Source organism: Cellulomonas sp. P1_C4 (assembly GCF_056406355.1).
Genome location: NZ_JBFUAI010000004.1, coordinates 182,405 through 207,568 on the forward strand (window position 1 = coordinate 182,405; position 25,164 = coordinate 207,568).

General features: G+C 71.8%; 25 protein-coding genes. 12 read left to right on the top strand and 13 right to left on the bottom strand.

The features are described 5' to 3' along the window. Positions 1-64: 64 nt before the first annotated feature. On the bottom strand, positions 65-3,667 hold the full coding sequence (locus AC1DYZ_RS04550; RefSeq protein ID WP_477064015.1) for a glycoside hydrolase family 3 C-terminal domain-containing protein: 3,603 nt from the start codon (positions 3,665-3,667) through the stop codon (positions 65-67). A gap of 1,922 nt (positions 3,668-5,589) precedes the next feature. Between AC1DYZ_RS04550 and AC1DYZ_RS04555 the strand changes: the two genes are divergently transcribed. Next, a complete protein-coding gene (locus AC1DYZ_RS04555; protein WP_477064016.1) occupies positions 5,590-6,549 on the top strand; it encodes an ANTAR domain-containing protein in 960 nt (319 codons plus the stop codon). A 42-nt stretch (positions 6,550-6,591) separates the two neighbouring features. Here the strand turns inward: AC1DYZ_RS04555 and AC1DYZ_RS04560 are convergent, their stop codons facing one another. The 3 genes from AC1DYZ_RS04560 to AC1DYZ_RS04570 are packed head-to-tail and all read right to left on the bottom strand — an operon-like array spanning position 6,592 to position 8,325. Then, positions 6,592-7,455 (bottom strand): NAD(P)H-hydrate dehydratase, encoded by an 864-nt coding sequence (locus AC1DYZ_RS04560; protein WP_477064017.1) that lies wholly within the window; start codon positions 7,453-7,455, stop codon positions 6,592-6,594. After that, positions 7,439-8,197, bottom strand: coding sequence for a histidine phosphatase family protein (locus tag AC1DYZ_RS04565; RefSeq protein ID WP_477064018.1), 759 nt, complete (start codon positions 8,195-8,197; stop codon positions 7,439-7,441). The genes AC1DYZ_RS04560 and AC1DYZ_RS04565 overlap by 17 nt, the downstream gene beginning before the upstream one ends. Next, positions 8,194-8,325: a hypothetical protein gene (locus AC1DYZ_RS04570; RefSeq protein ID WP_477064019.1), complete on the bottom strand. Its 132-nt coding sequence runs from the start codon at positions 8,323-8,325 to the stop codon at positions 8,194-8,196. Before AC1DYZ_RS04570 ends, AC1DYZ_RS04565 begins: the two co-directional genes overlap by 4 nt. Positions 8,326-8,499: 174 nt before the next feature. On the opposite strand from AC1DYZ_RS04570, the gene AC1DYZ_RS04575 reads away from it, so the two are divergent. Together AC1DYZ_RS04575 and AC1DYZ_RS04580 are read left to right on the top strand one after the other, a co-directional pair. Further along, the gene (locus AC1DYZ_RS04575; protein ID WP_477064020.1) at positions 8,500-9,276 is read left to right on the top strand and encodes an aldo/keto reductase; all 777 of its coding nucleotides are present in this window, start codon (positions 8,500-8,502) and stop codon (positions 9,274-9,276) included. A gap of 525 nt (positions 9,277-9,801) precedes the next feature. After that, positions 9,802-9,957 carry a hypothetical protein gene (locus tag AC1DYZ_RS04580; RefSeq protein ID WP_477064021.1) on the top strand — a complete coding sequence of 52 codons (156 nt, stop codon included), beginning with the start codon at positions 9,802-9,804 and terminating at the stop codon, positions 9,955-9,957. A 127-nt stretch (positions 9,958-10,084) separates the two neighbouring features. Here the strand turns inward: AC1DYZ_RS04580 and AC1DYZ_RS04585 are convergent, their stop codons facing one another. The 6 genes from AC1DYZ_RS04585 to AC1DYZ_RS04610 all read right to left on the bottom strand — a co-directional run bounded on the left by AC1DYZ_RS04585 (position 10,085) and on the right by AC1DYZ_RS04610 (position 14,490). Next, positions 10,085-11,161: a YihY/virulence factor BrkB family protein gene (locus tag AC1DYZ_RS04585; RefSeq protein ID WP_477064022.1), complete on the bottom strand. Its 1,077-nt coding sequence runs from the start codon at positions 11,159-11,161 to the stop codon at positions 10,085-10,087. Between the two features lie 77 nt (positions 11,162-11,238). Next, entirely contained in the window at positions 11,239-11,835 is a 597-nt protein-coding gene (locus AC1DYZ_RS04590; protein ID WP_477064023.1) for a DUF3618 domain-containing protein, read from the bottom strand. Continuing rightward, complete coding sequence (locus tag AC1DYZ_RS04595) at positions 11,832-12,242, bottom strand: phage holin family protein (RefSeq protein ID WP_477050289.1); 411 nt, start codon at positions 12,240-12,242, stop codon at positions 11,832-11,834. The genes AC1DYZ_RS04590 and AC1DYZ_RS04595 overlap by 4 nt, the downstream gene beginning before the upstream one ends. After that, positions 12,239-13,015 carry a hypothetical protein gene (locus AC1DYZ_RS04600; protein WP_477064024.1) on the bottom strand — a complete coding sequence of 259 codons (777 nt, stop codon included), beginning with the start codon at positions 13,013-13,015 and terminating at the stop codon, positions 12,239-12,241. The genes AC1DYZ_RS04595 and AC1DYZ_RS04600 overlap by 4 nt, the downstream gene beginning before the upstream one ends. A gap of 286 nt (positions 13,016-13,301) precedes the next feature. Further along, on the bottom strand, positions 13,302-13,973 hold the full coding sequence (locus AC1DYZ_RS04605) for a DUF6766 family protein (protein WP_477064025.1): 672 nt from the start codon (positions 13,971-13,973) through the stop codon (positions 13,302-13,304). 82 nt (positions 13,974-14,055) lie between these two features. After that, a complete protein-coding gene (locus AC1DYZ_RS04610) occupies positions 14,056-14,490 on the bottom strand; it encodes a hypothetical protein (RefSeq protein WP_477064026.1) in 435 nt (144 codons plus the stop codon). A 126-nt stretch (positions 14,491-14,616) separates the two neighbouring features. Between AC1DYZ_RS04610 and AC1DYZ_RS04615 the strand changes: the two genes are divergently transcribed. Then, the gene (locus tag AC1DYZ_RS04615) at positions 14,617-14,943 is read left to right on the top strand and encodes an ANTAR domain-containing protein (RefSeq protein WP_477064027.1); all 327 of its coding nucleotides are present in this window, start codon (positions 14,617-14,619) and stop codon (positions 14,941-14,943) included. Between the two features lie 2 nt (positions 14,944-14,945). On the opposite strand, the gene AC1DYZ_RS04620 is transcribed toward AC1DYZ_RS04615, so the two are convergent. Continuing rightward, positions 14,946-15,887, bottom strand: coding sequence for an ANTAR domain-containing protein (locus AC1DYZ_RS04620; RefSeq protein ID WP_477064028.1), 942 nt, complete (start codon positions 15,885-15,887; stop codon positions 14,946-14,948). A 256-nt stretch (positions 15,888-16,143) separates the two neighbouring features. Between AC1DYZ_RS04620 and AC1DYZ_RS04625 the strand changes: the two genes are divergently transcribed. The 8 genes from AC1DYZ_RS04625 to AC1DYZ_RS04660 all read left to right on the top strand — a co-directional run bounded on the left by AC1DYZ_RS04625 (position 16,144) and on the right by AC1DYZ_RS04660 (position 22,606). Then, positions 16,144-16,887, top strand: a complete 744-nt coding sequence (locus tag AC1DYZ_RS04625; RefSeq protein WP_477064029.1) for a GAF and ANTAR domain-containing protein — start codon at positions 16,144-16,146, stop codon at positions 16,885-16,887. Further along, positions 16,884-17,582 carry a GAF and ANTAR domain-containing protein gene (locus tag AC1DYZ_RS04630; protein ID WP_477064030.1) on the top strand — a complete coding sequence of 233 codons (699 nt, stop codon included), beginning with the start codon at positions 16,884-16,886 and terminating at the stop codon, positions 17,580-17,582. The genes AC1DYZ_RS04625 and AC1DYZ_RS04630 overlap by 4 nt, the downstream gene beginning before the upstream one ends. 92 nt (positions 17,583-17,674) lie before the next feature. Continuing rightward, positions 17,675-18,538 carry an SDR family oxidoreductase gene (locus AC1DYZ_RS04635; RefSeq protein ID WP_477064031.1) on the top strand — a complete coding sequence of 288 codons (864 nt, stop codon included), beginning with the start codon at positions 17,675-17,677 and terminating at the stop codon, positions 18,536-18,538. 14 nt (positions 18,539-18,552) lie between these two features. Next, entirely contained in the window at positions 18,553-21,009 is a 2,457-nt protein-coding gene (locus AC1DYZ_RS04640; protein WP_477064032.1) for a molybdopterin oxidoreductase family protein, read from the top strand. Beyond that, positions 21,006-21,434, top strand: coding sequence for a hypothetical protein (locus AC1DYZ_RS04645; protein WP_477064033.1), 429 nt, complete (start codon positions 21,006-21,008; stop codon positions 21,432-21,434). The genes AC1DYZ_RS04640 and AC1DYZ_RS04645 overlap by 4 nt, the downstream gene beginning before the upstream one ends. 66 nt (positions 21,435-21,500) lie before the next feature. Next, the gene (locus AC1DYZ_RS04650) at positions 21,501-21,716 is read left to right on the top strand and encodes a hypothetical protein (protein WP_477064034.1); all 216 of its coding nucleotides are present in this window, start codon (positions 21,501-21,503) and stop codon (positions 21,714-21,716) included. Beyond that, complete coding sequence (locus tag AC1DYZ_RS04655) at positions 21,713-22,381, top strand: acetate uptake transporter family protein (RefSeq protein ID WP_477064035.1); 669 nt, start codon at positions 21,713-21,715, stop codon at positions 22,379-22,381. The genes AC1DYZ_RS04650 and AC1DYZ_RS04655 overlap by 4 nt, the downstream gene beginning before the upstream one ends. A gap of 78 nt (positions 22,382-22,459) precedes the next feature. Next, positions 22,460-22,606 (top strand): hypothetical protein, encoded by a 147-nt coding sequence (locus AC1DYZ_RS04660; protein ID WP_477050277.1) that lies wholly within the window; start codon positions 22,460-22,462, stop codon positions 22,604-22,606. Positions 22,607-22,682: 76 nt separating this feature from the next. On the opposite strand, the gene AC1DYZ_RS04665 is transcribed toward AC1DYZ_RS04660, so the two are convergent. Further along, positions 22,683-24,278 carry a RecQ family ATP-dependent DNA helicase gene (locus AC1DYZ_RS04665; RefSeq protein WP_477064036.1) on the bottom strand — a complete coding sequence of 532 codons (1,596 nt, stop codon included), beginning with the start codon at positions 24,276-24,278 and terminating at the stop codon, positions 22,683-22,685. A gap of 7 nt (positions 24,279-24,285) precedes the next feature. Further along, positions 24,286-25,101 (bottom strand): SDR family oxidoreductase, encoded by an 816-nt coding sequence (locus AC1DYZ_RS04670; RefSeq protein WP_477064037.1) that lies wholly within the window; start codon positions 25,099-25,101, stop codon positions 24,286-24,288. Positions 25,102-25,164 lie beyond the last annotated feature (63 nt).

Consider the following 25,164-nt stretch of genomic DNA (forward strand, 5'->3'; position numbering starts at 1 on the left):
ACGGCACGCACGAGTGCCCTGTCCCTCAGAAGCGGGGACAGGGCACTCGTGCTGGTGGAACTGCCTACTTCACGGACCAGACCACCGTGACGACCGGCGAGGTGTTGCCGACCTTATCGGTGCCGCTGAAAGAGACCGAGAGGTTCTCGGCGTTGATGTCCGTGACGGGGACGTTCCAGGTACCGGTCGAGGAGACCTGGACTGTGATGCGCTTGGCCTTGGCGGCCGCGTCGGACTGGCTCGTGCCCTTCGACCACACGGAGCCCGTATAGTAGTAGTAGTTCGAGCCTCGCTGTTCGACGAAGTAGGCCGTGACGGTTGCGGCGCCGGAGGCCGTGTCGACCGACTGGCCGCCGATGGCGGTCCAGTTCTTCGCCTTGCCCGCCGGACGGACGACCGTGGTCGAGGGTGGCGTCTGGTCGACGATGACGACCTGGCTGGCCGACGTCTTCGCCCCACCGATGACCAGGGCGTCGACCGGGATCGCCTTCACGCTGAGCGTGTGCGTGCCCGCCGCGAGAACCAGGGTTGCCGAGGTCGACGAGGCGGCGACGGTCTGGAGGACCGTGCTCCCGTCGAGGATCTGGTACTCCTTGAGCGACGCCGCCGGGGCGGACGCCGTCCAGGTGATACCGACCGTGCCCTTGGTGTAGTTCTGCGCGTTGACGACGACCACACCGGTTGTCAGTGAGAGCACGGGGGCGCTGAGCGCGGCCCGCGTCACCGAGACGGTGGTGACCGTGGTCGTGGCCTGACCGAGGTCGTTCTCGAAGACGGCCCGGATCTGGATTCCGTTGTCCGCGGCCACCGCGCCCGTGAGCGTGTAGGTCGGGGACGTTGCGCCGGCGATGTCGTTCCAGGTCGTGCCGTCCGTGCTCTTCTGCCACTGCACGGTCGGGGCCGGCGAACCGGAGGCCGCCGCCGTCAGGGTCAGGTTCGCACCGACCGCGACCGAGGAGGTCGCGGCGATGTCGGTCGTGATCTCAGGTGCCACGTTCGACGACGTCACGTTCTTGGTGACCGTGAGCTTGATGTCGTTGGACGCCGCGCCCAGGCTGATGGTCCGGCTGCCCGTACCGACGACCCAGTTCTGCGCGACGGTGTCCCACCCGGAGACGTCCTGCGGGTCGACGTGCAGCGTGAGGGTCTTGGAAGCGCCCGGCTCGAGCTGGACGCGGTCGAACTGGACGAGCTTCTGTGCCGACTGCTCGAACCCGCTGATCACGAGCCCGTTGGAGTCGTATACCGGCGGGGCGAGATCGGGTGAGGCGCCCAGGTAAACCTGAGGAGCATCTGCGCCCGCCTTGGCGCCGGTGTTCGCGACCGTGAACGTGACGTCCAGGCCGCTGTCGGCCGTGACCTTGGCCGACAGCCCCGAGTATGCGAACGAGGTGTAGGACAGGCCGAAACCGAAGGCGTACTGCGGCTGGTAGTTGTTCACGTTCACTGCCGGGTTGGTGTACCAGCGGTAGCCGACGTTGACACCCTCGGTCCACTTGAACGAGGACACCGTCTGGTCGTCACCGCTGACGGTGGCGGTGGTGCGCTCCGGGAAATCGGTGTACATGGTGTGGGCGTCATCCACCGGGAAGGTGATCGGCAGCTTGCCCGACGGGTTCGCCGTGCCGTACAAGAGGTTGGCGGTTGCGGTGCCACCCTCCTGGCCCGGGTACCACATGTTGAGGATGGCGTCGGCCTGGCTGGCCCACGGCATCGCGACGGCGGCACCGGCGTTGAGCACGATGACGACCTTGTGACCCGCTGCGTGAGCAGCAGGCGCGACCGCGTTGATCAGGTCGATCTGGTCCTGTGGGATGACCGACAGACCGGCGGAGCTCGACGAGCTCGGACCCGAGCCGGCGTTGTTTGAGCCGACGAAGATGACGGTCTTGTCGGCCGTCTGGGCGGCAGTGACCGCCGCTGCGGTGTTCGCCGCGAGCGGCGCCCACGCGAAGCGCAGCGTCGGCGCCTGCGCGGAGTTGGCCGTCGGGCTGTAGGTGAACGTGACCTGGTGCAGACCGGCGGTCAGGCCCGCGAGCGTGACGCCGGTGTTGTCCTTGCCGAGGTACTGCCCGTTGGACGCGAGCTGGCCGTCCGGGAAGTCGTTCTGCAGGATCGTCGACGCCGGCGAAGCCAGCGTCCTGGTCGTGCCGTCGACCGCCAGGGAAACCGTGCCGGCCGCGGCCGGGCGGACCCCGTTGTTGTACGCGGTGGTCACCCCGGAGTCCGTGCCGTACGGGCGCTGCAGGTACAGCGTGTATGTGTCCGTCGTCGGGACGTTGATGTAGCCCGTCCAGGAGTACCGGTAGCCCTTGACCAGGTTCGTCTGGTTGCCGTCCACGATCGTGTCGGTCGAGGTCGTGACCACCGGGACCGCGTCGCTGGTCGTGGTCGTACGGACCAGGCCGGCGAGGGTGCCCGCCGCGTCCTGCTTCAGGTTGGCGGCCGGCACCGTCGTGCCGATCCAGTCGATCCCGGGCGCCGCGAGCACGTTGCTCGTGCCGTTCGCCGCCTTGATCGCCTTGACCGGGGTGTAGTTGTTGCGGTCACCGAAGCCACGCGAGCGCTCGCCACCGGGTGCCGAGGGCATCAGGTAGCCCGTCGGGCCGACGACGGCGACCTTGCTGCCCGTCGCGAGCGGCAGCGTGTTGGCGTCGTTCTTGAGCAGGACGGCGGACTCCTCGGCGAGCTTGAGCGCGACGGCGGAGCCGGCGGTCTTGTCGACCGGGGTCCCGTTGAATGTCGAGCTCACGTCACCGTGCTGGGGGACGTCCGACTGGTAGGCGGCGGGGATCTTGCTGTTGTCCAGCAGACCGAAGCGCTCCATCTCGTAGATCGCCCGGGCGATCGCGTTGTCCAACGCGTTCGCGTAGGCGGGGTCGTACGTCGAGGACGTGACGGTCACGAGCGGCGTCAGCTTGGCGGCCGTGAGGCTCTGGCTGATGAACTCCTGGTCCATGCCGGCGATGAGGTCGGACGTCGCCTTCGACGCGGCGAAGTAGTCGGAGGTGATGAACCCCTTCAGCCCGAACTGGCCCTTGACGATGTTGGTGAGCAAGTTCGTGTTGCTGCAGGAGAACTGCGGGGCCGGCTGCTCACCGACGATGCGGAACGTGGCGTAGGAGCACATCATCGAGCTGACGCCGCCGTCCTCGATGGCCGCCTGCGCGGGCTTGAGGTACAGCTCGTGCGCCGCCTGCGAGCTGACCAACGACGGCACGGTCTGGTCCTGACCGTTGTACATCGACACGTGCTTGACCTGCGCGAGGAGGCCCTGGCTCTGGATGCCGTTGATCTCGGTCGCAGCGAACTGTGCCGACACGTACGCGTCTTCACCGTTGGTCGTCAGGTTGCGCGTCCAAGACGGGTACCGGGACATGTCGACCTGCGGGCCGTAGATCACGTCCGTGTCGAGGGCGCGACCCTCCTGGCCCACGATCTCACCGAGCGTCGAGTAGGCCGACCGATCGAACGAGGATGCGAGACCGATGCGGCTGGGTAGGCCGGTTGCGTCGGCGTATACGTTGATGCCGAGGGCGTCGACGTGGCGCATCTCCGGGATGCCGAGCCGCGCGACACCAGGCAGGTAGCCCGCCTGGCCGTGCGGGTCAGGGTCGGTGGTGCCGCGAACCAGCGACGTCTTTTCAGCGACCGTGAGCTGGGACACTAGCCACGTGACCGTCTTCGTCCATGGTGCGTCCGCCGCGGTCGGGGGGGACTGCACATCTGCGGCGGGGTCCGCAGAAGCTGCGCCCGGGACGACGACGCCGCCGACCAGCAGGGCGATCGTGGCGGCCCCAGCGCAGACGGCGAGACGAGACGCTGAGGGGCGCGCCGGTCCGCGTCGGGGGATCAAGGAGCTGAGCATCGGTTGTCCTCTCTGACAACAGGATTGCTGTCGGACGGAGCATCGCTCGGTCGCTGCCCGTCCGTATCTGTGGGCGACATTCGGCCGGTGCGATTGACATCGTTGTCAGCGTCTCGGTCCGACTGCGCCAAATATGTATGCATCCCATGCAGGCCATGCGTGTCACGCTTAGTACATGTCAGGAAGGTCCTGTTTGTCGACCGCGAGTACCGAGTGGAATCCGATCAGGGCCGAGTGCGCGTCTTCTATCGAGTCGAAGCGCTGGTGCTGGGTTCGGGCGCTGCCGTCGTGGATGCACTGCGCCGGCTTTGTGACGAGGCCGCCGTACGTGGTCACGGCACGCGTCCGAGGATCGCGCTCGACGGCCGCCCGTGGCGGATCGCGTTGTCGCAAGTTCCGACGCAACGAGCGCCAGCTTGTGAGCCACCTCGTCCTTGACGCGGCCCGGGAGCGCCCGAGCGCGACTGTTGATCTCGCGGCGTAGTGCCTCACGAAGGTTGCGGACCTCGGCGACAGAGCCCCGACCGCTCTTCGAAGAAGCGGGTCTGGGCTCCGACCGCCCAGGACAGCATCGAGGTCCTGGTGGCGGGCCCGGCGGGCTCGATGACGCCGACGTGCACAAGCGCTAGCGGCCAGGACGAAGGCCGGGCCACGCGAGCAAGACGAACAGATCCCGCTCGTCCCGAGGCCCGGCTATCGACGCACGCGCCGTGGCTTCGAGCCCCTTGCTCGCGCATCGGGCGAGCTCGTAGTCGAGGGCGCAGCTCCACTCCATTGGTAGGTGCCCAAGGAGTCCGCCGTCCGCCGTGGTGACGCGAACGGGCCTACCGTCCTGGCGTCGCAGCACCACAACGAACCGACCGAGCTCATCGCCGGTCGGGATCGGGGGAGCTGAGTGCTCGTCGAAGTCGGCGACGCGGACGGTCACGTGGCCCCCGCCAGCGGGCACCTCCGTCTGGCCCATCATGGATTGAAACTAGCGCCCCGCCTGAGGACCTGTTGGCGACCTGGCAGTTGTCGAGCGGCCGAGCTCGGAGGTCAAGACGCCCGCGTTGACCGGCAAAGCGGCCTCGGGCGCGCCGAGGGTGTGCGCTGTCGCGTGCTCCGCGAAGTCCCCGATCTGCTCGACGAGCCCGACGGGCTGCCGCGCGATGAACCGAAGGACTCGCCGCCCGCGACGGACGATCTGGAGAACGTCCCTGCGGCCAACAGGTCGAGCTCGGCTGTGTCGTAATACGTCGCGCTGAGCTGGTGCTCTACCGCTTCGCCCTCTGCCCAGGGGGTCCCGTCGTCCGCAGGAGCATCCTTCGTGCCGCGCGCCGTCCCGAACAGCGCGACGAGGCTCGGCACGTCGAACGCACCGTCCGCCTCGTACGTCGACTCGACCTCGCCGTGAACTGTCGGCATCTCTCAGTTCTATCTGGCCGACGGTGGTTGTGCAGCGTGTAGCTGTTGGCGGCGAGTGTCTCGAGGTAGGCGTTGAGGCGACGCTGACGCGGGTCGCGCGACCGGCGGTCAACCTTCGGTACGGCATTCGGTGCGTGGCGGTTTAGCGGGTGCAGGCGGCCTCGGGTCGGCCTAGTCTTTCGGCACACAAACCGCACTGGTCGGTTCGGTCACTGGCCGACCTGGCGGATCGCCACAGGTTCAGTGTCAAGCCTGCCGCGGTGACCCGCCCACGTGTGAACGTGCCGGAGGACCTTGTGACTACCTCAACGACGATGACTGTCGGCCAGTTCGGCTTCTCCCCAAGTGCACCTCGATGGTCCTGGTCGGACGGGATGTTCGCGCTGCACGGGATGTCACCCGGCGAAGTCGTACCCACGCGGGCCTTGTTCGTGAGCCATGTCCATCCTGAGGATCGGTGCGGCGTCGAGGCCGTGCTCGACGGCACCTTGACCGCCGGCGAGCCGGCCGTGTGTGCCTACCGCCTGATCGACCTCACCGGTGAGACGAAGGAAGTCCTGCTCGCACTGAGCCCGGTCGATGAGACGGGAACGGTGCGGGGGTTCCTCATCAATGACACCGAACGGGTCCGTCAAGCGGTCGCCCACGGGGTGAACGCCGAACTTCAGCTCGCGCTGGAATCGCACGCCGCCATCGACCAGGCCAAGGGCGCCCTCATGGCTGTCTACGGCGTCGACAGCGAGAGTGCGTTTCAGCTCTTGCGGTGGGCCTCGCAGCAGCGCAACGTCCGGCTTCGCACGCTCGCTGAGAGGCTGATCACCGCCCTGCAGTGCGCCGGCGGTCTCGGCACCCAGGTGCGCGCGCTGGTGGACGAGACGTTCCTGGCCGTCCTCGACGATGCCCAATTCCCGTTCCCCTGGTCCGGGGGTCGGTCCGTGAGTCTGTCGTTCGACACGCAGGCGGACATCCCGACGCTGCGCGTCACGGGCCGGGTCGACCTGGCGACCGTGGGCGAGCTGACCGCCGCATTGAACAAGCTCATGCTCGCAGGGGACCGCGACGGCGTGATGGTCGACGTCCAAGGCCTCGACAGCGTCGGGGGCGTCGCGCGATTCGCACTAGCGGCCGCCAAACGTCGTAGCGCCGCTCACCGCGTGCCCATGCATCTCGTCGTCGGCGCCCACTCCGTCGGAGAAACCCTGGCGGGCGGATGGATCGCTACGCGTGATCCGCGTGGCGCTCGCGCGACCGCGGGCAGCCACAGGAGCCGATAGCTCGGGACCGGGTCAGCGAGTTCTGCCGGCCTGGCTGAGGGGCTACGCAGACAGCTCGGTCAGGAGTGCCGGGATCTCGTCGACGAGCTCGCGCGCCAGGTACCCGACGCGCCCGACACGCACTGCCAGACGATCGCCTGCGGCGGCGTGCAGATGGGTTGCCCAGCAGGCCGCCTGTTCGGCGTCGGCGCCTCGGGCGAGCAGGCCGACGAGGACGCCCGCGAGGACGTCGCCGCTGCCCGACGTGGCCAGCCCGGGCGATCCCGTCGCCATCTGCCACGAGCGGCCGTCCGGTGCGGCGATCGTGCCCCGACAAGCCACGACGGCCCCGAACTTCTCCGCGATGCGGCGGGGAGCGTCGTCCCCGGCCTCGTCGACCCCGAGCAGGAACGCCGCCTCGGTCGCGTTGGGCGTGAGCACCAGGCGACCGGCGAGGGGCTCGGCAACCTCGGTGACCCGGGGCAGGACGCCGAGGGCGAAGGCGTCGAGCAGCACCTGTGCCTTCCTGCTGATGCGCGGTGTGATCGCACGCAGGAGGTCGACCGTCCGGTCGGCGTCGTCGAGCCCGGGACCGACGAGCACGGCATCGGCCGCGGCGAGATCGTCGTCGAGCATCTCGGTGCCCGTGCCGTCCGGGGCGCCGGACTCGGTCTCGGGAAGTCCGTGCACGCCCGCCTCGGGGAGCGCGACCGCCAGCTGGACGGCGACCGTTCGCGCCACGGCGATCGTCAGTCGGCCGGCTCCCGCACGCAGCGCGGACGTGCCCGCCAGCAGCGCCGCGCCGGGCGACGACCGAGCGCCGCCGACGACGGCGACCTCTCCCCGGGAGTACTTCGAGCTCCCCGGCGCGGGCAGCGGCCAGTCGCGCAGCACCGCCGGCGTGAKGGTCTCAGTGCGGGAGGGCATCGCGGTCCCCGGCGTGCAGGGTGACGGGCGTGTCCTGCCGGACCAGATGCTCGTCCTCGTTGACCTCGCGCGCCTGCCAGCCGTTCGCGCCGCGGACCAGGCGGGTGACGGCGGCGTTGCGCACCGGGGCATGGCGGGCGAGGTCGAGCACCTCCCGCTCCGACAGGCTCTCGCACACGTAGCGGACGGACATGATCACCGCGTCGTGCGCGACGACGAGCACGCGGCGCCCGTCCTCGACCCGGTCGAGGTCTGCGAGGAACGCCCGTACCCGGAGCACGAGGTCGGCCCACGACTCCCCACCCGGAGGCCGGTAGTAGAACTTGCCGAGGTGCCGTCGTCGTGCGCTCTCGGCCGGGAAACGGGCGTCGACACCTGTCGTCGTGAGTCGGTCGAGGATGCCGAGCTCGCGGTCGCGCAGTCGCTCGTCCTCGCGCACGGACAGCTCGGAGCCGGCAGCACGCAGCGCGATCGTCGCGGTCTGCACGGCACGCACGTACGGCGAGCACCAGACCACCTCGGGACCGTCCTGCGCGCCCCGCTCGACGAGCCATGCCCCGAGTGCGGCTGCCTGCTGCTCGCCGAGCGACGACAGGGGGGTGTCAGCGTCGCGCGTCTCGAGCTCGAGCTCCTCGCGTCCTGCCCTCTCGGCGACGGTCGCTGCGACGTTGCCCACGCTCTCGCCGTGGCGGACGAGGATCAGCTCCTGTGCACCGCTGCGTGCGCGGTCGGGCCCGTTCACGAGCCGGCCGGTCCGTCGGCGATCGGGCGGTCGCCTGCGGGGGCGATGGCGGCCGACGTGCCGTCACCGCGTCCCTCGACCAGCGGTCCAGGGGGCTCGTTCACCTGGTGATGCGGTCGTGCAGTCATCGATGTGCTCCGGTGCCGTCCGTCGTGAGGGCAACCCGCGCGTGGCGCTGCGCCCTGCATGCCGGCCCGCTGCTCGACCGAGATTCACGGTATCCGGCCGACCGATCGGCGCAACTGGTCGCGTGCGTCCCGGGTTCGCTCGCGCCCCGGAGCACGGCGACGCATCATGGGTCGATGATCCACGTCGACGTGCCCAGGCTGAGGTTGCCGGGCGGGGCGATACCCGTGGTCGGTCTTGGCACCTGGCAGGCCGGAGGTGGTGCGGCCGAGCGAGCCGTCAGCACGGCGCTGCAGCTGAGCTACCGCCACATCGACACCGCCACCATGTACCGCAACGAAGCAGAGGTCGGACGCGCGCTCGCCACGGTCGGCATCGACCGCGACGACGTCTTCGTCACCACCAAGCTCCCGCCCGAACGCGTCGGGCGCGAACGGCAGACGCTCACCGAGTCACTGGTCGCGCTCCATCTCGACCACCTGGACCTCTGGCTCATCCACTGGCCGCCCGGCGGCGCCCCAGCACCGCGGACATGGGACGCGTTCCGTGCGGCCCGGGACGACGGACTGGTCCGCTCGATCGGCGTCTCGAACTACTCGATCGCGCAGATCGACGAGCTGATCGACGCGACCGGCGAAGCGCCCGCCGTGAACCAGATCCCGTACAGCCCGGCGGACCACGACCCGGAACTGCTCGCCGCGCACCGCGAGCGGGGGATCGTCGTCGAGGGCTACAGCCCGTTGAAGCGCTCCGACCTGCGCGCCCCAGCCCTGGCCGACGCGGCCGCGGCGCACGACGTCACGGCCGCTCAGGTGGTGATCCGCTGGCACGTGCAGCACGAGGTCGTCGTGATCCCCAAGTCGACCGACCGGGACCGGATCGCCGCCAACCTCGACGTGCTGGGGTTCGAGCTCACGGCCGAGGAGATGGCCCGGATCGACGCGCTCGCCTGACGTTCCCGCATCGAACCGTCCGAGGGCACTGAGCGCGGCCGGCACCGGCCGGGTCGCGGTGCCGGACGCGGGAGCCACGATTCGTGTCAGGTGCAGAGACATCGCCCTACTGACGACCAGGAGGACCGACGTGCGACCACTCACGTGGCAAGGACGCGAGGACGTCCGGGTCGAGACCGTCCCGGACCTGCGCATCGAGGCGCCGGACGACGCGATCGTGTGAGTCGCATCCACCGCGATCTGCGGATCCCACCTGCACCTGTACGGCACGGTCGTCCGGGACCCGGCGGAGCCGGCACGCTGATGGCGACAGTCACCAGGGCGATCGGGTGTTCGCCGCGGACCGTCCTGGACGTGCTGGCCGATCGTGGGGTGGGGGACCGGTCTTCTGCGTGCGTCCGCTCGCGCGGTGCCCGACTCGGTGGGACGCTCGGTCCAGGGTTTCAGAGACGTGACCCTGGGCCCGAGGGCGCGCCGGCCGGTTGCTTCACGCTCCAGGCCGAGCCCCGAGGAGGAGATGCTCCCATGGCACTCTGGCTGATCTTGATCATCGTTGGTGTCGTGATGATCGTTCTCGGCGTTGCCGTGACAGCGGCGAAGGTACTGCTGTGGATCGGCATCGCACTGCTCGTCATCAGCCTCATCGGCTGGCTTGTGGGCCGCAGCCGGTCCCGCGCCTGACCACCGCGCCGCCTCGACGGGTGCCCGCGGTCCGTGGCCGATCGCCATCGGTCGGACCGTCCTGGCCTTGGTCGTGACTGTCCTCGTCCGTAGGGGGGACAAACCGTACGGCGCTCAATCTCGTTCGTCAGGCGTTCTGCTCGTCGTCCGACCCGCGCGACTCGCGTAGGGCGCGGCCGATCCGCTCGTCCTCCTCCTGCTTGGCCTGCTTCTTCTCGCTCGCGCGGGTGTCGCGCGGCGGGAGCTGGATGGTCTTCTCGGCCTCGATGCCGCCCTGTAGCTGGCGTCCGCGCTCGACCTCGGCGTCGAGCTCCGCGCCGAACAGGAGAGCCAGGTTGGTGATCCACAGCCAGAGCAGGAACACGATGACGCCGGCCAGGGAGCCGTACGTCTTGTCGTAGCTGGAGAAGTGGCCGACGTAGAACCCGAACCCGAGCGAGGCGACCACCCACACGACGAGCGCGACGATCGCGCCGACGCTGATCCAGCGGAACTTGGGCTGCCGCACGTTCGGGGTCGCGTAGTAGAGGACCGCGATCGCGACGACGACGAGGGCGACGATCACCGGCCACTTCACGATGTTCCACACGGTGACCGTCACGTCGCTGAGCCCGATCGAGGCGCCGACCGAMCGCGCGATGCCGCCGGACAGGACCACGGCCACGACGATCGCCACCGCGAGCACGACGAGGATCACGGTGACGAGGAGCAGGACGGGGCGCAGCTTCCAGATCGGGCGGCCCTCGTCGATCTCGTAGAYSCGGTTCATGCCGCGGCTGAACGCGGCGACGTAGCCGGAGGCCGACCACAGCGCCAGCACCAGCCCGAGGACGAGCGCGAAGCCGGCCGCGGGCGCCTCGGTCAGCTGGGTCAGGATCGGCTTCAGGGTGTCGTCGACGGACGAGACGCCGACGTCGCCGGCGATCTTGAGGACGTCGCCGACCATCTTCTGCGGGTCTCCCACCAGGCCGAGCACCGAGATGACGGCCAACAGGGCTGGGGCGATCGCAAGGACCGCGTAGTAGGTGAGCGCGGCGGCCAGGTCGGTGCACTGGTCGTGGCCGAACTCCCGCAGTGTCTTGCGGGCGACGTACTGCCAGGACCGCTTGGTGATGTCGTCGGGCGAGTCCGGCTTGCGCGGGTCTTCGGGAGCCGGGGCGGTGGCCTTCTCGGTGCTGCGCGTGCTGCGGGTGTCGTGCGTCATCGACGTGTCCTCCGCTCGTGGTCGGTGCACTGCGACCACGCGGCGGGGCACCGCGCTGTGCCCCGCCGCGAGGGTTCCTAGTAGCCGACGGACTGGTCGTGCGCCCCGTTGACCGTCTCGGTGGCGCCGCTGGCCTGCGCGCGCAGGTCCTCGGCGGTCGAGCGGCCCTCGTCGCGGAGCGTGGCGCCGGCCTCCGTGGCCCGATCCTTGACCGCGGCGGCGGCGTCCTGGGCGGGCTGGCGCAGGTTCTCCGCCACGCCCTGGGCGGCCTCCTTGGCCTCCTGGACCAGGGGCGCGGCCTGGTCCTTGGCCGACTGGGCGAGCTGCTGCTCCTGCCGGGTGCTGGGCAGCAGCGAGGAGATCAGCCATCCCGCGCCGAACGCGACCAGGCCGGCCGCCAACGGGTTGCCGCGGGTCTTGTCGGCCGCGGCGTGCGGCAGTTCGGAGCCCTTGTCGCCCACGCTGGACGTGGCCCACCCGGCGGTGTTCGCACCGCTCGAGACGCCGCCCATGACGCGGTCCTTGACGTCGGCGACCTTCGTGCGGACCTTCTCGGCCTGGCGCTGAGCGGCCTGGGTCGGGCTGACCTTGTCGCTGAGGGCGTCGACGTCCGAGCTGAGCTCGGCGCGGGTGCGCTCGATGTCGGCGCGGATCTGATCGGGATGGGTGCTCATGAGTTCTTCTCCTCGTGTCCTTGCAGGGCGTTGGGGATCTTCTTGACGGTGTCGGTGGTCTGCGGCAGGCCGGCCACGCGCTTGGACTCGGCGCGGCCACGTGCGGCCAGCACCGCACCGATCACCGCCCACAGGACGGCCACGATCACGGCCGACCACGCCAGCGAGTCCAGCGCGTCGCCGAGGGCCCACCACAGGGCGACCGAGAGGAACAGCAGGACGAAGTGCCCGGCGACCGCCGCACCGGCGTACAGGGACCCGCCCTTGGCGGCCTGCTTGGCGGACTCCCGGACCTCGGCCTTGGCCAGCTCGACCTCCTGGCGCAGCAGCGTCGAGATGTCGCGGGTGACGTCACCGAGCAGGTCACCGACCGACTGGCGCGGCGGGGCGTCCCACGAGTCGCTCATCGCTGCTCCCACGTGCTCGAGCTGGGCACCGGGGTCGCGAGCTCGTCGGTGAACCGGGGGCGCTCCTCGACGACGTCCTGGTAGACGGGCAGGGACTCCGTCGGCTGCGTCCGGACCGACGGCCTCGACGGCGTGGACGGCGCGTCCTTCAGCCCGCGGGTGAGGCGGCCGAGCACCACGCCGGCTCCTGCGGCGACCAGCAGGAAGGTGCCGGGACGACGTCGTGCGAAGTGACGCACCTCGTCGAGCACCTCGTCCGGACCGTGATCCTGGAGCCAGCGACCCAGGGCGTCCGCCCGGTCGCCGACCTCGCGGACGACGTCCGTCGCGAGGTTGCGCTCGGTAGGTGCGTCGGCCATCTGGTTGAGCTGCGTGGCGAACGACGTCAGTCCGCCGGCGAGCCGGTTCTGCTGGGTGCCCACCTGTGCGGAGATCTCGTCGCGGGTCTGCGACCAGAGGTCGCCGAGCTGGCGGCGCGCCTCGTCGGTCACGGCGGCGGCCTCGCCCTTCGCCTCGTCGAGCAGGTGCCCACCGGCCCCCGCGGCCTGGTCCTTGAGATTGGCGGCCTGCTCCTTGGCGGTGTCGGCGGTACTGCCCGATCCGGTGGTGCTGGTGGTGCCGGCGGATCCGGTACTGGTCGTCCCGGTGGTCCGCTGGCCCGCGTCCGTCGTGCTGAAGGTGACGGCGCCGCCCAGCTGGTCGCCGTCCGTGCTGCCGAAGGTGCCGGTGCCGCTCTGGTCGCCGGGATAGCTGCTGGTGTAGTCGTCGCTCATGGTGTCGGCCTCTTCTCGGGTGTCGTGCGAGGGGTGCACAAGATCTCCGCAGCGGCGAAGACGCTGCGGGCGGGGATCGGCAGGGGCGCGAACCTTCTGTCGCGCAACCGTCTGCACGGGTTCGGGAGCGCATCGGCGCGTCACCCGTCCCGTGCCCGGCGACGTGTCTGTGCCGGGGCGACGGTCAACCGGTCGAGCCTTCCGACCGGTGCTTTTGACGTTAAGCCGGAAGAGGGACGCACGCCACCCGGACGCGGGTCCGCCCGCCCGGATCACCCGCTGGTGGTCAGCCTTCGACCCCGGTGGCGTCGTGCGGGCTGCCGACCGGCTTGGACTCCGGTGAACCGCGTTCGCGCAGGTAGATGGACAGCACGACCATGCTGGCGACGGCGAGGAACTCGGACTGCCAGTTCTGCAGCGTCCTGCTCCAGAAGTCGGGCAGCAGCAGGTACTGCGGCCAGCTGACCGGGTCCGCCAGGTCGCGCATCTGCTCCTCGGAGTAGGCGACGGACCCGGTGACGGACTGGGTGAGCCACGACAGCAGGAAGATCGTCCCCATCACCAGGCCGAGCGACCGCGAGTACACCGACAGTCGCCACCCGCGGACCCGCGCCCAGGCCGGGGAGTCGTCGGTGGAGTGCTCGGCGACCAACTGGTCCTCGTCGCTCTCCCGGCCGGCCTCGTCGAGCTTCTTCGACTCGGGCGAGCCGCGCTGCAGGAGGAAGACGGTCGCGACGATGTAGAGCAGGAACTGGAGGAACTCCGACTGCCAGTTCTCGGTGACGTCCACGGCGAACTGCGAGGTGGTGACGTACTCGCCGATCGTGATCGGGTCGAGTCCGGCGCTCACCTGCTCCTCGTTCGTCAGGGCGACGCCGGAGACGGCCTGACCCACCAGGGCCGCGACGAAGATGGCGCCGAAGAAGAGCGTCAGGCTGTTCTCGCGCAGTCGCCTCATCGGTGCAGCACCCCGAGTGCCATGAAGTACCCCAGGCCCAGCAGCACCCCGCCGAGACAGGTCCAGAACAGCAGCTTCATCATCACGAACCCTCCAGCACGCAGTCGTAGGGCCGGTCGGGCCGGGCGTCGCACCCGGCGGCCGTGACGAGCCAGTGGTCGCCTGAGACGGTCAGGAAGAGCACGTCCGTCGCGAGCGTCACCTGCGCCGCTCGGCCGGCGACCCGCGCCGACGGGTCGCCGGGGTCCTGGGCGCGCGCGGTGAGGGTCTCGCCCACGTCGCCGTCCAGGACGGCCTCGGCACAGGGCTCGTCGGCGTCGTCCTCCAGGTTCTCGACGGTGGACGGCGCGAGGACGGCGCATGCACCGGTTCCGTCGTCGGCGGAGACCGCGCGGTAGAACGTCTCGACCGTGGCGTCCGCCGCCGTGGCACCGGGCCGGGCCGCGCCGCAGCCGCCCACGGCCACGACGCAGACCGCGAGCCAGACCGCCGGACGCCATCCGCCGCGCTGGAGCACGGCCCGAGCGTAGGGGCGCTCGCTCGCCCACGCACGACGCGCGTCGGTGGCGCGGCACCGTCCCCAGGCGCACGCTCGGCAGGACGGCCAAGGAGCGGCTGAGCCCGTCGGCACGAGGAGCAGCTCGTGACACTGCATGCCGCGATCACCGTCCGTCGACCGATCGACGAGGTGTTCGCCTACTGGGCGGACCTCACCCACCTGCCCGACTTCATGACCCACCTGGACCGGGTCGAGGCGCGCGGCGACGGCTCGTCGCACTGGCGCGCCAAGGCACCGCGGGTCGCCACGTCGAGTGGGACGCGCGGATCCGTCGGTGCGACCATGGCGCAGCACGACTGCAGCGCTGCCCAGGCGCTCGCGATGCTCCGGGCGGAGAGCACGCAGGAGCACCTCGCCCTGGGTGACGTCGCCAGGCGCATCCTGCGCGAGCTGCATCTCCCGCCCGAGTGACGTCAGCCCCGCACGCCCGCAGGTCGGGGAACAGCGCCGGCGTGCGCGAGAGGGAGCGGCCGCCCGCCCACGACCGTCAGCACCACGCCCTGCTCGGCCGCACGCCGGAGCGCCGTCGTGAGGACCTCGGCCAGGGCCGGGCTGACGCGATGGACGCGCTGCAGGTCCACGACGGCCCGCCCACCCTCACGTCCCCGCAGCACCAGCATCGCGATCGCCGACGTTAGCTGGTCCCCGGTGGAGACGTCGACGCAGCCCTCCACGCGCAGTGTCGGCACGTCGGCGTGGCMCTCCATGTGCAGACCGAGCGGCGCGACGCCGCCCGACGGCGACCGTGGGGCGCGAGCGCCCGCCAGCACCGCGCCCACCGACTCGTCGACGCACTCGCGCGCACGCGGCGGCAGGCCGCACTCGACGGCCGACACGACGTCGGCGGCCAGCTGTCGCAGGCGCACGTTGTGCTGCTGCGAGCTCGCGCGCAGCATGGCGAAGGCGCTGTCGCTGTCGACGCCGTAGGTGAGCATGAGGACGCCCTTGGCCTGGTCGATCACGGCGTGCGAGGCCAGGGCGACGTCGAGCTGCTCGTTGACCCGGCAGGCCACGGCCGCCTCACGCGAGCCGGTGGAGTCCACGAGGAAGCCGGAGCTCCCCACCGAGCCGCCGGGACCCTCGTGCGCCAGTGCGAGCAGCACCTGGCGCTCCACGCCCGACAGGTCGACCAGCCGGTACTCGCAGCTGCGCGCCTCGAGGTCGCCGCGCGGCTCGATCGCCTCGGCGACCTTCGGCCGGTCGGCCGGGTGGACGTGCGACAGGAACAGTCCCCGGGTCGGCACCACGTCTCCGGGCTCCATGCCGTGGATGCGGAACATCTCGTCCGACCACCACCACCGGTCGGCGGTCGGCGTGAACCGGAAGCGACCCGCCCGGGTCGTCGGTGCGGTCATCGTCCCTCCTCACCCGCCGGCGACGAGAGATCCCCCGGTCGTGGGCTCCCTCCTGAACCCAGGAGAGGATCCGCTACGTCGCCGTCTCGCTCTTGTCAAGAGCGTAGAACCGAACGTGGGTGACAGCACCCTGTTCCGTTCGTCTGAAATGTGCAGATTCCGCGCCGGCGCGACGGTGCGCTCCGCCGATGCCGGCTCCACGCGGGGAGGATGATGGGGCCAGGAGCAGGCGTGCGCGCGCGAAGGAGGTCAGCCCGTGAGCAACCGGAGCGCCGTGCTCGCGCGCCTCGCCGGCTCGCTCGCGGCGAGTCCGCCCGACCTCCCGCTCCCCGTGCGCCTGTGCCGTGCCTGCGTGGAGATCCTCGGCGCCGACGGGGGCGCCATCACGCTCTCGTCCACCCGGCCCGAGCGGCTCACCGTCAGCACGTCCAACGGCACGTCCGCACGCATCGAGGACCTGCAGGACGTCCTCGGGGAGGGACCGGGGCAGGACGCCTTCCGCGAGGGACGGACCGTGGTCACCCACGTCGACGGCGACCGCGGCGGCCCCTTCCCGATGTTCACCGAGCTGGCCGGCGACATCGCGGGCCCGTTGACGGTCTGGGCCATCCCGATGCACCCCGGCGGGAGCACGATCGGCGTGGTGACCCTGTACCGGGCGGACGGCGGGCTCGAGCAGAGCCTGGACGACGCGCAGTTCCTCGTGGACGCCGTGGGGGCGGCCCTCCTCGACGAACGCTGGGGCGGCGTCGAAGGGCGCTTCGCCGCGTGGTCGGACCGCGCCCGGGTCCACCAGGCGACGGGCATGATCGTCGCCCAGCTCGCGGTCGGCCCCGAGGACGCCCTCGCGATCCTGCGCGCGCACGCCTACGCCGAGGAGACGACCCTGGATCTGATCGCCGCGGAGGTCGTCGAGCGGCGGCTCGGCTTCACACACACGGACCAGGGCGACTCGCACAGCGAGGCCATGGACGACGGCTCGGGAAACGGTGACGCATGACTGCACGGACGTCGGCGCAGGCGCTCGCGGACGTGGCGAGCGCGCTCGTCGGTGAGCACGAGGTCACGGGCCTGCTCGCGCGCCTGGTGCAGGACTGCGCCGAGCTGGTGCCCGCGAACGCCGCAGCCCTGCTCGTGCGGACGGGCGAGGGCGACTTCGAGCTGCTCAGCGCCACCTCGCACCGTGCCGTCGAGCTCGAGCTCTACCAGGCGCAGCACGTGGCCGGGCCGTGCGTCGACGCGGCCCGCGACGGGCAGACCGTGGACGCCGTCGGTGCCGCTCAGATCGTGGAGCGCTGGGGGCAGGTGGGCCGCAAGATCGTCGACGAGGGCTTCCTCACGGTGCACGCCTTCCCGATGCACTGGCGCAACCACGTCATCGGGGGGCTCAACCTCTTCTCGGCCGCCGAGCAGGAGCTCAGCCCGGCCGCCCGGCTGCTGGCCCAGAGCTTCGCCGACCTGGCGACCCTGGCCATCGTCCAGCCGCTCGGCCTGAAGGACGACGAGCTCGCCCAGCGCATCACGGAGGCGCTCGCGGGGCGAGTGGTCGTCGAGCAGGCGAAGGGTGTGCTCGCGTTCCAGCTGTCGCTCGACATGGCCGAGGCCTACGACGAGCTGCTGCGACGCTCGTCGGCGAACGGGTCGCACCTCACGGAGGCGGCGCGCGACGTGCTCCGCGCCGCTCAGCAGCGCTGACCCTGCGGTGGTGCGCCGGGCGGCCCGGTGAGAGGCTCGACGGGCTGAAGAAGGTCGGCGGTCGACGGCTCGCACCCACCGAGGAGCCCCGCATGTCCGAGTCCGACGAGCAGTTCCCCGCCCAGCAGCAGCAGCCTCCCGGCCTCACCGACCCGATGCGCCCGGCGCCCGACCACGGCGAGTCGAGCTATCAGGGCTCGGGCCTCCTGGCCGGCCGCAAGGCGCTGATCACCGGTGGTGACTCCGGCATCGGCCGGGCGGTCGCCATCGCGTACGCCCGCGAGGACGCGGACGTCGCCATCGTCTTCCTGCCCGAGGAGAAGCCCGACGCCGACGAGACGGCGGAGTGGGTCGAGCGCGCGGGGCGGCGGTGCGTGCTCATCGCGGCGGACCTGCGCAACGAGGACGAGGCGCGTGGCGCGGCGGACCGCGCCGCCTCGGAGCTGGGCGGCCTGGACATCCTCGTGAACAACGCCGGCTACCAGTGGGCGCGGCGCGAGTCTGTCGCGGACATCACGACGGAGGACCTGGACCGCACCTTCAAGACCAACCTCTACGCGCTGTTCTGGGTCACGCAGACGGCGCTCGAGCACCTCGAGGCGGGCGGGTCGATCATCAACGTGTCCTCGATCCAGGCGTACCAGCCGTCGGAGTCGCTGCTCGACTACGCCTCGACCAAGGCGGCGATCAACAACTTCACGGTGAACCTGGCCGGCGAGCTCGGGCCGCGCGGCATCCGCGTCAACGCCGTTGCGCCGGGGCCCATCTGGACCCCGCTGCAGCCCGCCACCCAGCCGGAGGCGAAGATCGAGAAGTTCGGCTCCGACACCCCGCTGGGCAGGGCCGGACAGCCCGCCGAGGTCGCCCCCGCCTTCGTGTTCCTCGCGGCCAGCTCGACCGCGTCGTACGTGTCGGGGACCGTCATCGGGGTCACCGGCGGAAAACCCGTCTTCTGAGGGGCGGCCCCGACGTGTCGCGCGACCGGATCGCGGAGCCGTGGGGAGCCCGCACGCCGTACGGCGCCGGCGACGCCTGGCCCGTGCGGGTGGACAGGTTCCTCGAGGAGGGGACCACGGGCGACCAGGTGGACGCCTGGGTGCAGAGCGCGTCCGTGCTGCACTCCAACGGCGACGGGCTGGACATCGCGGTGCGGGACGGGCGCATCGTCGGGGTGCGGGGCCGCGCCGAGGACCGGGTGAACCACGGGCGGCTCGGCCCGAAGGACCTGTTCGGGTGGCAGGCCAACCACTCGCCCGACCGGCTGACCCGCCCGCTGGTCCGGGAGGGTGGCCGGCTGGTCGAGGCCTCGTGGGACGAGGCGATGGGGCGCGTGGTCGCCCGGACCCGGCACCTGCTCGACGAGCACGGGCCGAGCAGCATCGGCTTCTACACGTCGGGCCAGCTGTTCCTCGAGGAGTACTACACGCTCGCCGTGGTGGCGCGGGGCGGCATCGGCACCGCGCACCTGGACGGCAACACGCGGCTGTGCACCGCGACGGCCGCCGAGGCGCTCAAGGAGTCGTTCGGCTGCGACGGCCAGCCGGGGTCGTACACCGACGTCGACCACGCCGACGTCATCGCGCTCTACGGGCACAACGTGGCCGAGACGCAGACGGTGCTGTGGTCGCGGATCCTCGACCGGCTCGCCGGACCCCGGCCGCCCGCGATCCTGTGCGTCGACCCTCGCCCGACGCCGGTCGCGCGTGCTGCCACGGTCCACCTGGCTCCTCGACCGGGGACCAACCTGGCGCTGATGAACGGGCTGCTGCACGAGCTTCTGCTGAACGACTGGATCGACCCGGCGTACGTCGCGGCGCACACGGTCGGGTTCGAGGACCTGCAGGCGATCGTGCAGGACTACCCGGCGGAACGCGCGGCCGAGATCTGCGGGGTGGACGTCGACGACCTGCGCGCGGGCGCCCGCCTGCTGGGCACCGCCGAGCGTCTGCTCTCCACGGTGCTGCAGGGCTTCTACCAGTCGAACCAGGCCACGGCGGCGGCCGTGCAGGTCAACAACGTGCACCTGCTGCGGGGGATGCTCGGCCGACCCGGCTGCGGCCTGCTGCAGATGAACGGGCAGCCCACCGCGCAGAACACCCGGGAGTGCGGCGCCGACGGGGACCTGTCGGGGTTCCGCAACTGGGCGAACTCCGAGCACGTGGCCCAGCTGGCGCACGTGTGGAACGTGGACACCACGGCGATCCCGCACCACTCGCCGCCCACCCACGCGATGCAGATCTTCCGCTACGCCGAGCAAGGCTCGATCGGCATGCTGTGGGTCCAGGCGACCAACCCGGCGGTGTCGCTGCCCGAGCTGCCGCGGATCCGGTCGGTGCTCTCGGGGGACGGGCTGTTCCTGGTGGTGCAGGACATCTTCCTCACCGAGACCGCGCAGCTGGCGGACGTGGTGCTGCCGGCCGCCGCGTGGGCCGAGAAGACGGGGACGTTCACCAACGCCGACCGCACGGTCCACCTCTCGGAGCGTGCCGCCGACCCGCCGKGGGAGGCGCGCTCCGACCTCGAGATCTTCGTCGACCTGGCCGACCGCCTCGGGCTGGTCGACCGGGACGGTGCACCGCTCGTGCCCTGGCGCACGCCCGAGGAGGCGTTCGAGGCCTGGAAGCGGTGCAGCGCCGGTCGCCTGTGCGACTACAGCGGGCTCTCCTACGCGGCGCTCCGGGGCTCGGGCGGGGTGCAGTGGCCGTGCACCCCGGAGCAGCCCGGCGGCACCGAGCGTCTCTACGCCGACGGCGAGTTCTGGGCCGACCCCGACCGGTGCGAGACCTACGGTCGTGACCTGGTCACGGGAGCGCCGGTGGAGGCGAGCGAGTACCGCGCGACCAACCCGCACGGGAAGGCGATGCTCAAGGGTGCGGAGTACCGGCCGCCGCACGAGGAACCCGGCGGCGACTACCCGTTCGCCCTGCTCACGGGCCRGACGCTGTACCACTTCCACACGAGGACCAAGACGGGCCGCGCGCCCCAGCTGCAGGCGGCGGCACCGGACGTCTGGGTCGAGCTCGCGGCGCCCGACGCCGCTGCGCTGTCGTTGGCGGAGGGCGACCTGGCGGAGATCACGACGCCACGCGGGAGCGTCCAGGCGCGCGTCCGGGTCACCGGGATCCGCCCGGGCGTCGTGTTCCTGCCGTTCCACTACGGATACTGGGACACGCCGTCGGGCTCCGGTCCCGACGACGCCGGGCGCGCCGCCAACGAGCTGACCCCCACCGAGTGGGACGCGGTGTCCAAGCAGCCGCTGTTCAAGTCGGGCGCGGCGCGGGTGCGCAAGGTCGCCGACGGCGGCGGGCGGAGCGCCCCCGCGCCGACCACGACGGCGTCCGCCCCGGTCGTGCCCGGCGTGCCGGCCACCCGCGGCGGTCCCGCGGCGGAGGTCGACGAGGTCCTTCCCGAGGGGAGCACGCCATGAAGATCGCGCGGCTGCTCGAGCAGATGGCGAACGCGGAGGCGGACCTCGCCGCCCGGCTGGTCGCCCTGGCCGACGCCCACCGGGCCGAGCAGGACGTGCACTTCGTGGCGCGCGACCTGGCCCGCTGGTCGCAGGACCACGCGGCCGCCCTGGCCGAGCACGCGGACCTCCGCCTGCCCGACGTCTCCGCGCCGTCGCTGGCGCGCGACGATCCCGGCGCCGCCCTCCTGGCCGACCTGCGCGACGTCTACGGCACGGCGTGCGGGCTCGCCACCGACTGGGACGTGCTCGGCCAGGCGGCGAAGGCACGCCGGGACGACGGGCTCCTGGAGCTCGTGGAGCTCTGCGCCCCGCAGAACCGTCGCCAGGTGACGTGGCTGCGCGCCAAGCGCAAGGAGTCGGCTGCGCAGATCGTGCGCGACTGATCGCGTCGACGTGCGTCGGCGCCGGGTCGGGCCGACGATGGAGGTCGACGTCGGGAAGGCGCGTCGGTGGCTGACCGATCCTCGGAGGCACCGATGTGGTTCCTGCTCTTCCGCCGACTGCGGGTCCTCGTCCTGGTCGTCGTCCTGCTCCCCGTCGTCGCGTCGATCGCCCGCCGGCTCGCAGAGCGCGTCGAGGGCCAGCAGGACGGACCGACGCTCGGCTCGCGCGGCCTGCGCGCGGTGCAGACCACGGCGACGAAGGCCAGGTCCACCCTGCGATGAGCGCGGTCGACAGCAGCCGTGTCCGGGTCGTGCTGCGGCCCGTGGGCACGCCGCTGCCTCTGGGGTTCCTCGGGCTGGTTGTGGCCACCACCGGGTTCGCCGCCGTGCAGCTCGGCTGGGTCCCCGCGGACCAGGGGGCGGTCGTCGCGCTCGGCGTCCTGGTGTTCACGGTGCCGGTCCAGCTGCTCGCCAGCGTCCTCGGGTTCCTTGCTCGGGATCCGGTCGCCGGCACTGGGATGGGCGTGCTGGCCGGCACGTGGGCGGCGGTCTGCGTCACGACCGTCCAGGCCGCTCCTGGTGCGCACTCGCCGGGTCTCGGCGTCCTCCTGCTGGCAGCGGCCGCGGCGATGCTCGTGCCCGCGGTGTCCGCGTCCGGCAAGCTCGTCGCCGCCGCCGTCATGGGCCTCAGCGCCGTGCGCTTCGCCTTCACCGGCGTCGTGCAGCTGACCGGGTCTGCCGCGTGGACGCAGCTCGCCGGCTGGACGGGCATCGCACTGGCCGTGCTCGCGCTGTACGCCGCGCTGGCCTTCGAGCTCGAGGACGTGCAGCACCGCACCGTGCTCCCGCTGCTCCGACGCGGCCCGGGCGCGGCCGCTCTCGAGGGCGACGCCGAGCGCCAGCTCGTCGCCGTGCCCCACGAGGCAGGGGTGCGGCTCCAGCTCTGAGCGAGCAGAGCAGCAACGATCACGATCGAGAACAGATCCCCGACCACGACGATCACGACAGCACGCGAAGGGACAGCCATGGACGACAAGTCACCGGCCCGGGACGACGTCCCGGACCTGCCGGACGAGCTCGACGGGATCCCCGACAAGGAGCCGCCGAACGCGCCGCCGGCGATCCAGGACCCCGACAACCCCGACGCGCACGGCCCGCTCATCCAGGCCTGAGTGCGGGCGCCACCTGACGGCCGGCCCTGCGCAACCTCGACGTCGGACCGCGCGACGACGAGCCGCTCGGCGGGTGTCAGCCCGGCACGAGGAGCCCGGAGTCGAGCGAGATGGCGGTGTCGAGCGTGACGTAGCCGCGGTCGTCGAAGAGCACGGTGACCCGGTCGGCCTCGACGGCGCTCACCGTGCCCGGCCCCCACTCGGCATGGACCACCGGCTGGCCGCCCCGCAGCCGGGCGTCGAGCACGTCGATGCTCGTCCCGGCATCGCAGCTGTCGCACGCGCCGCACCGGTCCGGGTGCGACTCGCCCAGCAGCTCCAGGAGCAGGCGTCGCCGGCAGTCGGACGAGTCGGCGTACGTCTGCACCATCTCCACGCGCGACCGGTCGAGCGCCTGCCGCCGGACGCGCCGGTCGCGCAGCGCGCGCAGCACGGCGCCCTCCTCGACCGCTCCGGGGCGGTACCCGCCCTCGTCGGCGTCCAGCGCCGTGACGTCCACCAGCGCGGCGAGCGTCCGGGAGACGGTGCGCGGCGCCAGGCCGGTCGCGGCCATCACGTCCGCCCGCGTCGTCGCGCCCCGGGCGACGGCTCGCAGCACCGCGCGGGCGGACGCCGGTCGCGGGCCGGCGGCGGAGCTGAGGAAGCGGTTCAGGCCCACCTCGCCCGGGAGCACGGCACCGACGGCACGCGCGGGCATGCCGTCGCGACCGGCTCGGCCGACCTCCTGGTAGTAGGAGTCGAGCGACGGCGGCAGGCCGGCGTGCAGGACGAGGCGGACGTCGGCACGGTCGACGCCCATGCCGAACGCACTCGTCGCGACGAGGGTGTCCGCGCGGCCGCCCAGGAAGGCGTCCTGGAGCTTCTCCCGCACCTTGGCGGCGCGGCCCGCGTGGTACGCGTCGCACGGCCGTCCCGCCTCGGTAAGCGCTCTGGCCAAGGCGTCGGCGTGGCCGTGGGTGCGCGCGTAGACGAGCGCGGCTCCGTCCTCGGCGAGGGCGGCGCGGACGACGAGGTCGTCCCGGTCGCGGGTAGTCGGTGCGTGGTGCACGCCGAGCCAGATGTTGGGGCGGTCGGCGTCGCGGACGAGGACGCGGGCGTCGCGCATGCCCAGCCGCTCGACGATCTCGGCGCGGACGCGCGGGGACGCGGTCGCGGTCAGGGCCAAGAGCCGGGGAGACCCGAGCCGGCGGACGGTCTCGGCGACGGCCATGTAGTCGGGTCGGAAGTCGTGGCCCCACTCGCTCACGCAGTGCGCCTCGTCGACCACGACGAGGCCCACGTCGCCTCGGGCCAGGGCCTCGGCAACCTGGGCCCGGACCAGCTGCTCGGGGGCCAGGAGGAGCACGTCGAGCCTGCCCTCCGCGGCGTCCTCCAGCGCCGCTCGGCGCCGTGCCGGCGACACGGCGGAGCTGACGGCGTCCGCGCGCAGGCCCGCCGCGGCCAGGGCGTCGACCTGATCGCGCTGCAGGGCGAGCAGCGGCGAGACGACGACGGTCAGCCGGCCCGTCATGAGCGTCGCGATGGCGTACACCGCGGTCTTGCCGGCGCCGCTGCGCGCCACCAGCATCGTGTCGTGGCCCGCCAGCCCGCGCAGGGCGTCCGACTGGACGTCCCGCAGCTGCGCACCGGGCCCCAGCACCCGCCGGGCGGCGTCCTCGAGGGTCGCGCTCACGCGGCGCTCACGGTCGGCGCCAGTCGTCGGACCGCAGGTGCGACCCCGCCATCGGGCCCATGGTGAGCATGCCGCCGTCGACCGCCCACGACGCGCCCGTGACGTAGCCGCCGTCGGGGCGGCACAGCAGGCGCACGACGGCGGCGATCTCGCGCGCGTCGCCCGGACGGCCGAGCGGGATTCCGGGCCGCTCCTTGCCCTCGAGGACCGACTCGTCCTCCTGACCGGTCATCGGGGTGGCGATCTCGCCGGGAGCCACCGCGTTCACGGTGATCCCGTGCTCGGCGAGCTCGAGCGCGGCGACCTTGACCAGCAGGCCGAGGCCGCCCTTGGCCGCGCAGTACGGTGCGGATCCCACCCGCGGCGCGTGTTCGTGCACGCTGGTGATCGCGACGATGCGGCCACCCGTGCCCTGGTCGACGAGGTGCCGCGCGCCGCGCTGCAGGCACAGGAACGCGCCGTCCAGGTCGACGGCGAGGACGTCGCGCCACTGCTCCCACGTGACGTCGAGCAGGGGAGTGGCCGTGCCGGTCCCCGCGTTGATCACGACCGCGTCCAGCCCGCCCATCGCGCGCACCGCGTCGTCGACGACGCCGGGCGCCGTGGTCGGGTCCGTCAGGTCGAGGTGCAGGACGTGCGCCGTGGCACCGTGCGCGGCGATCTCCTCGGCGGTGCGCCGCGCGCCGTCCTCGTCGGCGTGCCACGTCACCGCTACGTGCTCGGCCTCGTCGGCGAGGGCGACCGCGCACGCCTTGCCGATGCCCGAGTCGGCACCGGTCACCAGGACCCGTCGGGGCCCGGGGCCTTCGGTCGGGTCGTCCACAGAGGGCTTCGTGATCGAGTCTGTCATCGCCGCGCGCCTTCGTGAGTCGTCAGCGGCCACGGC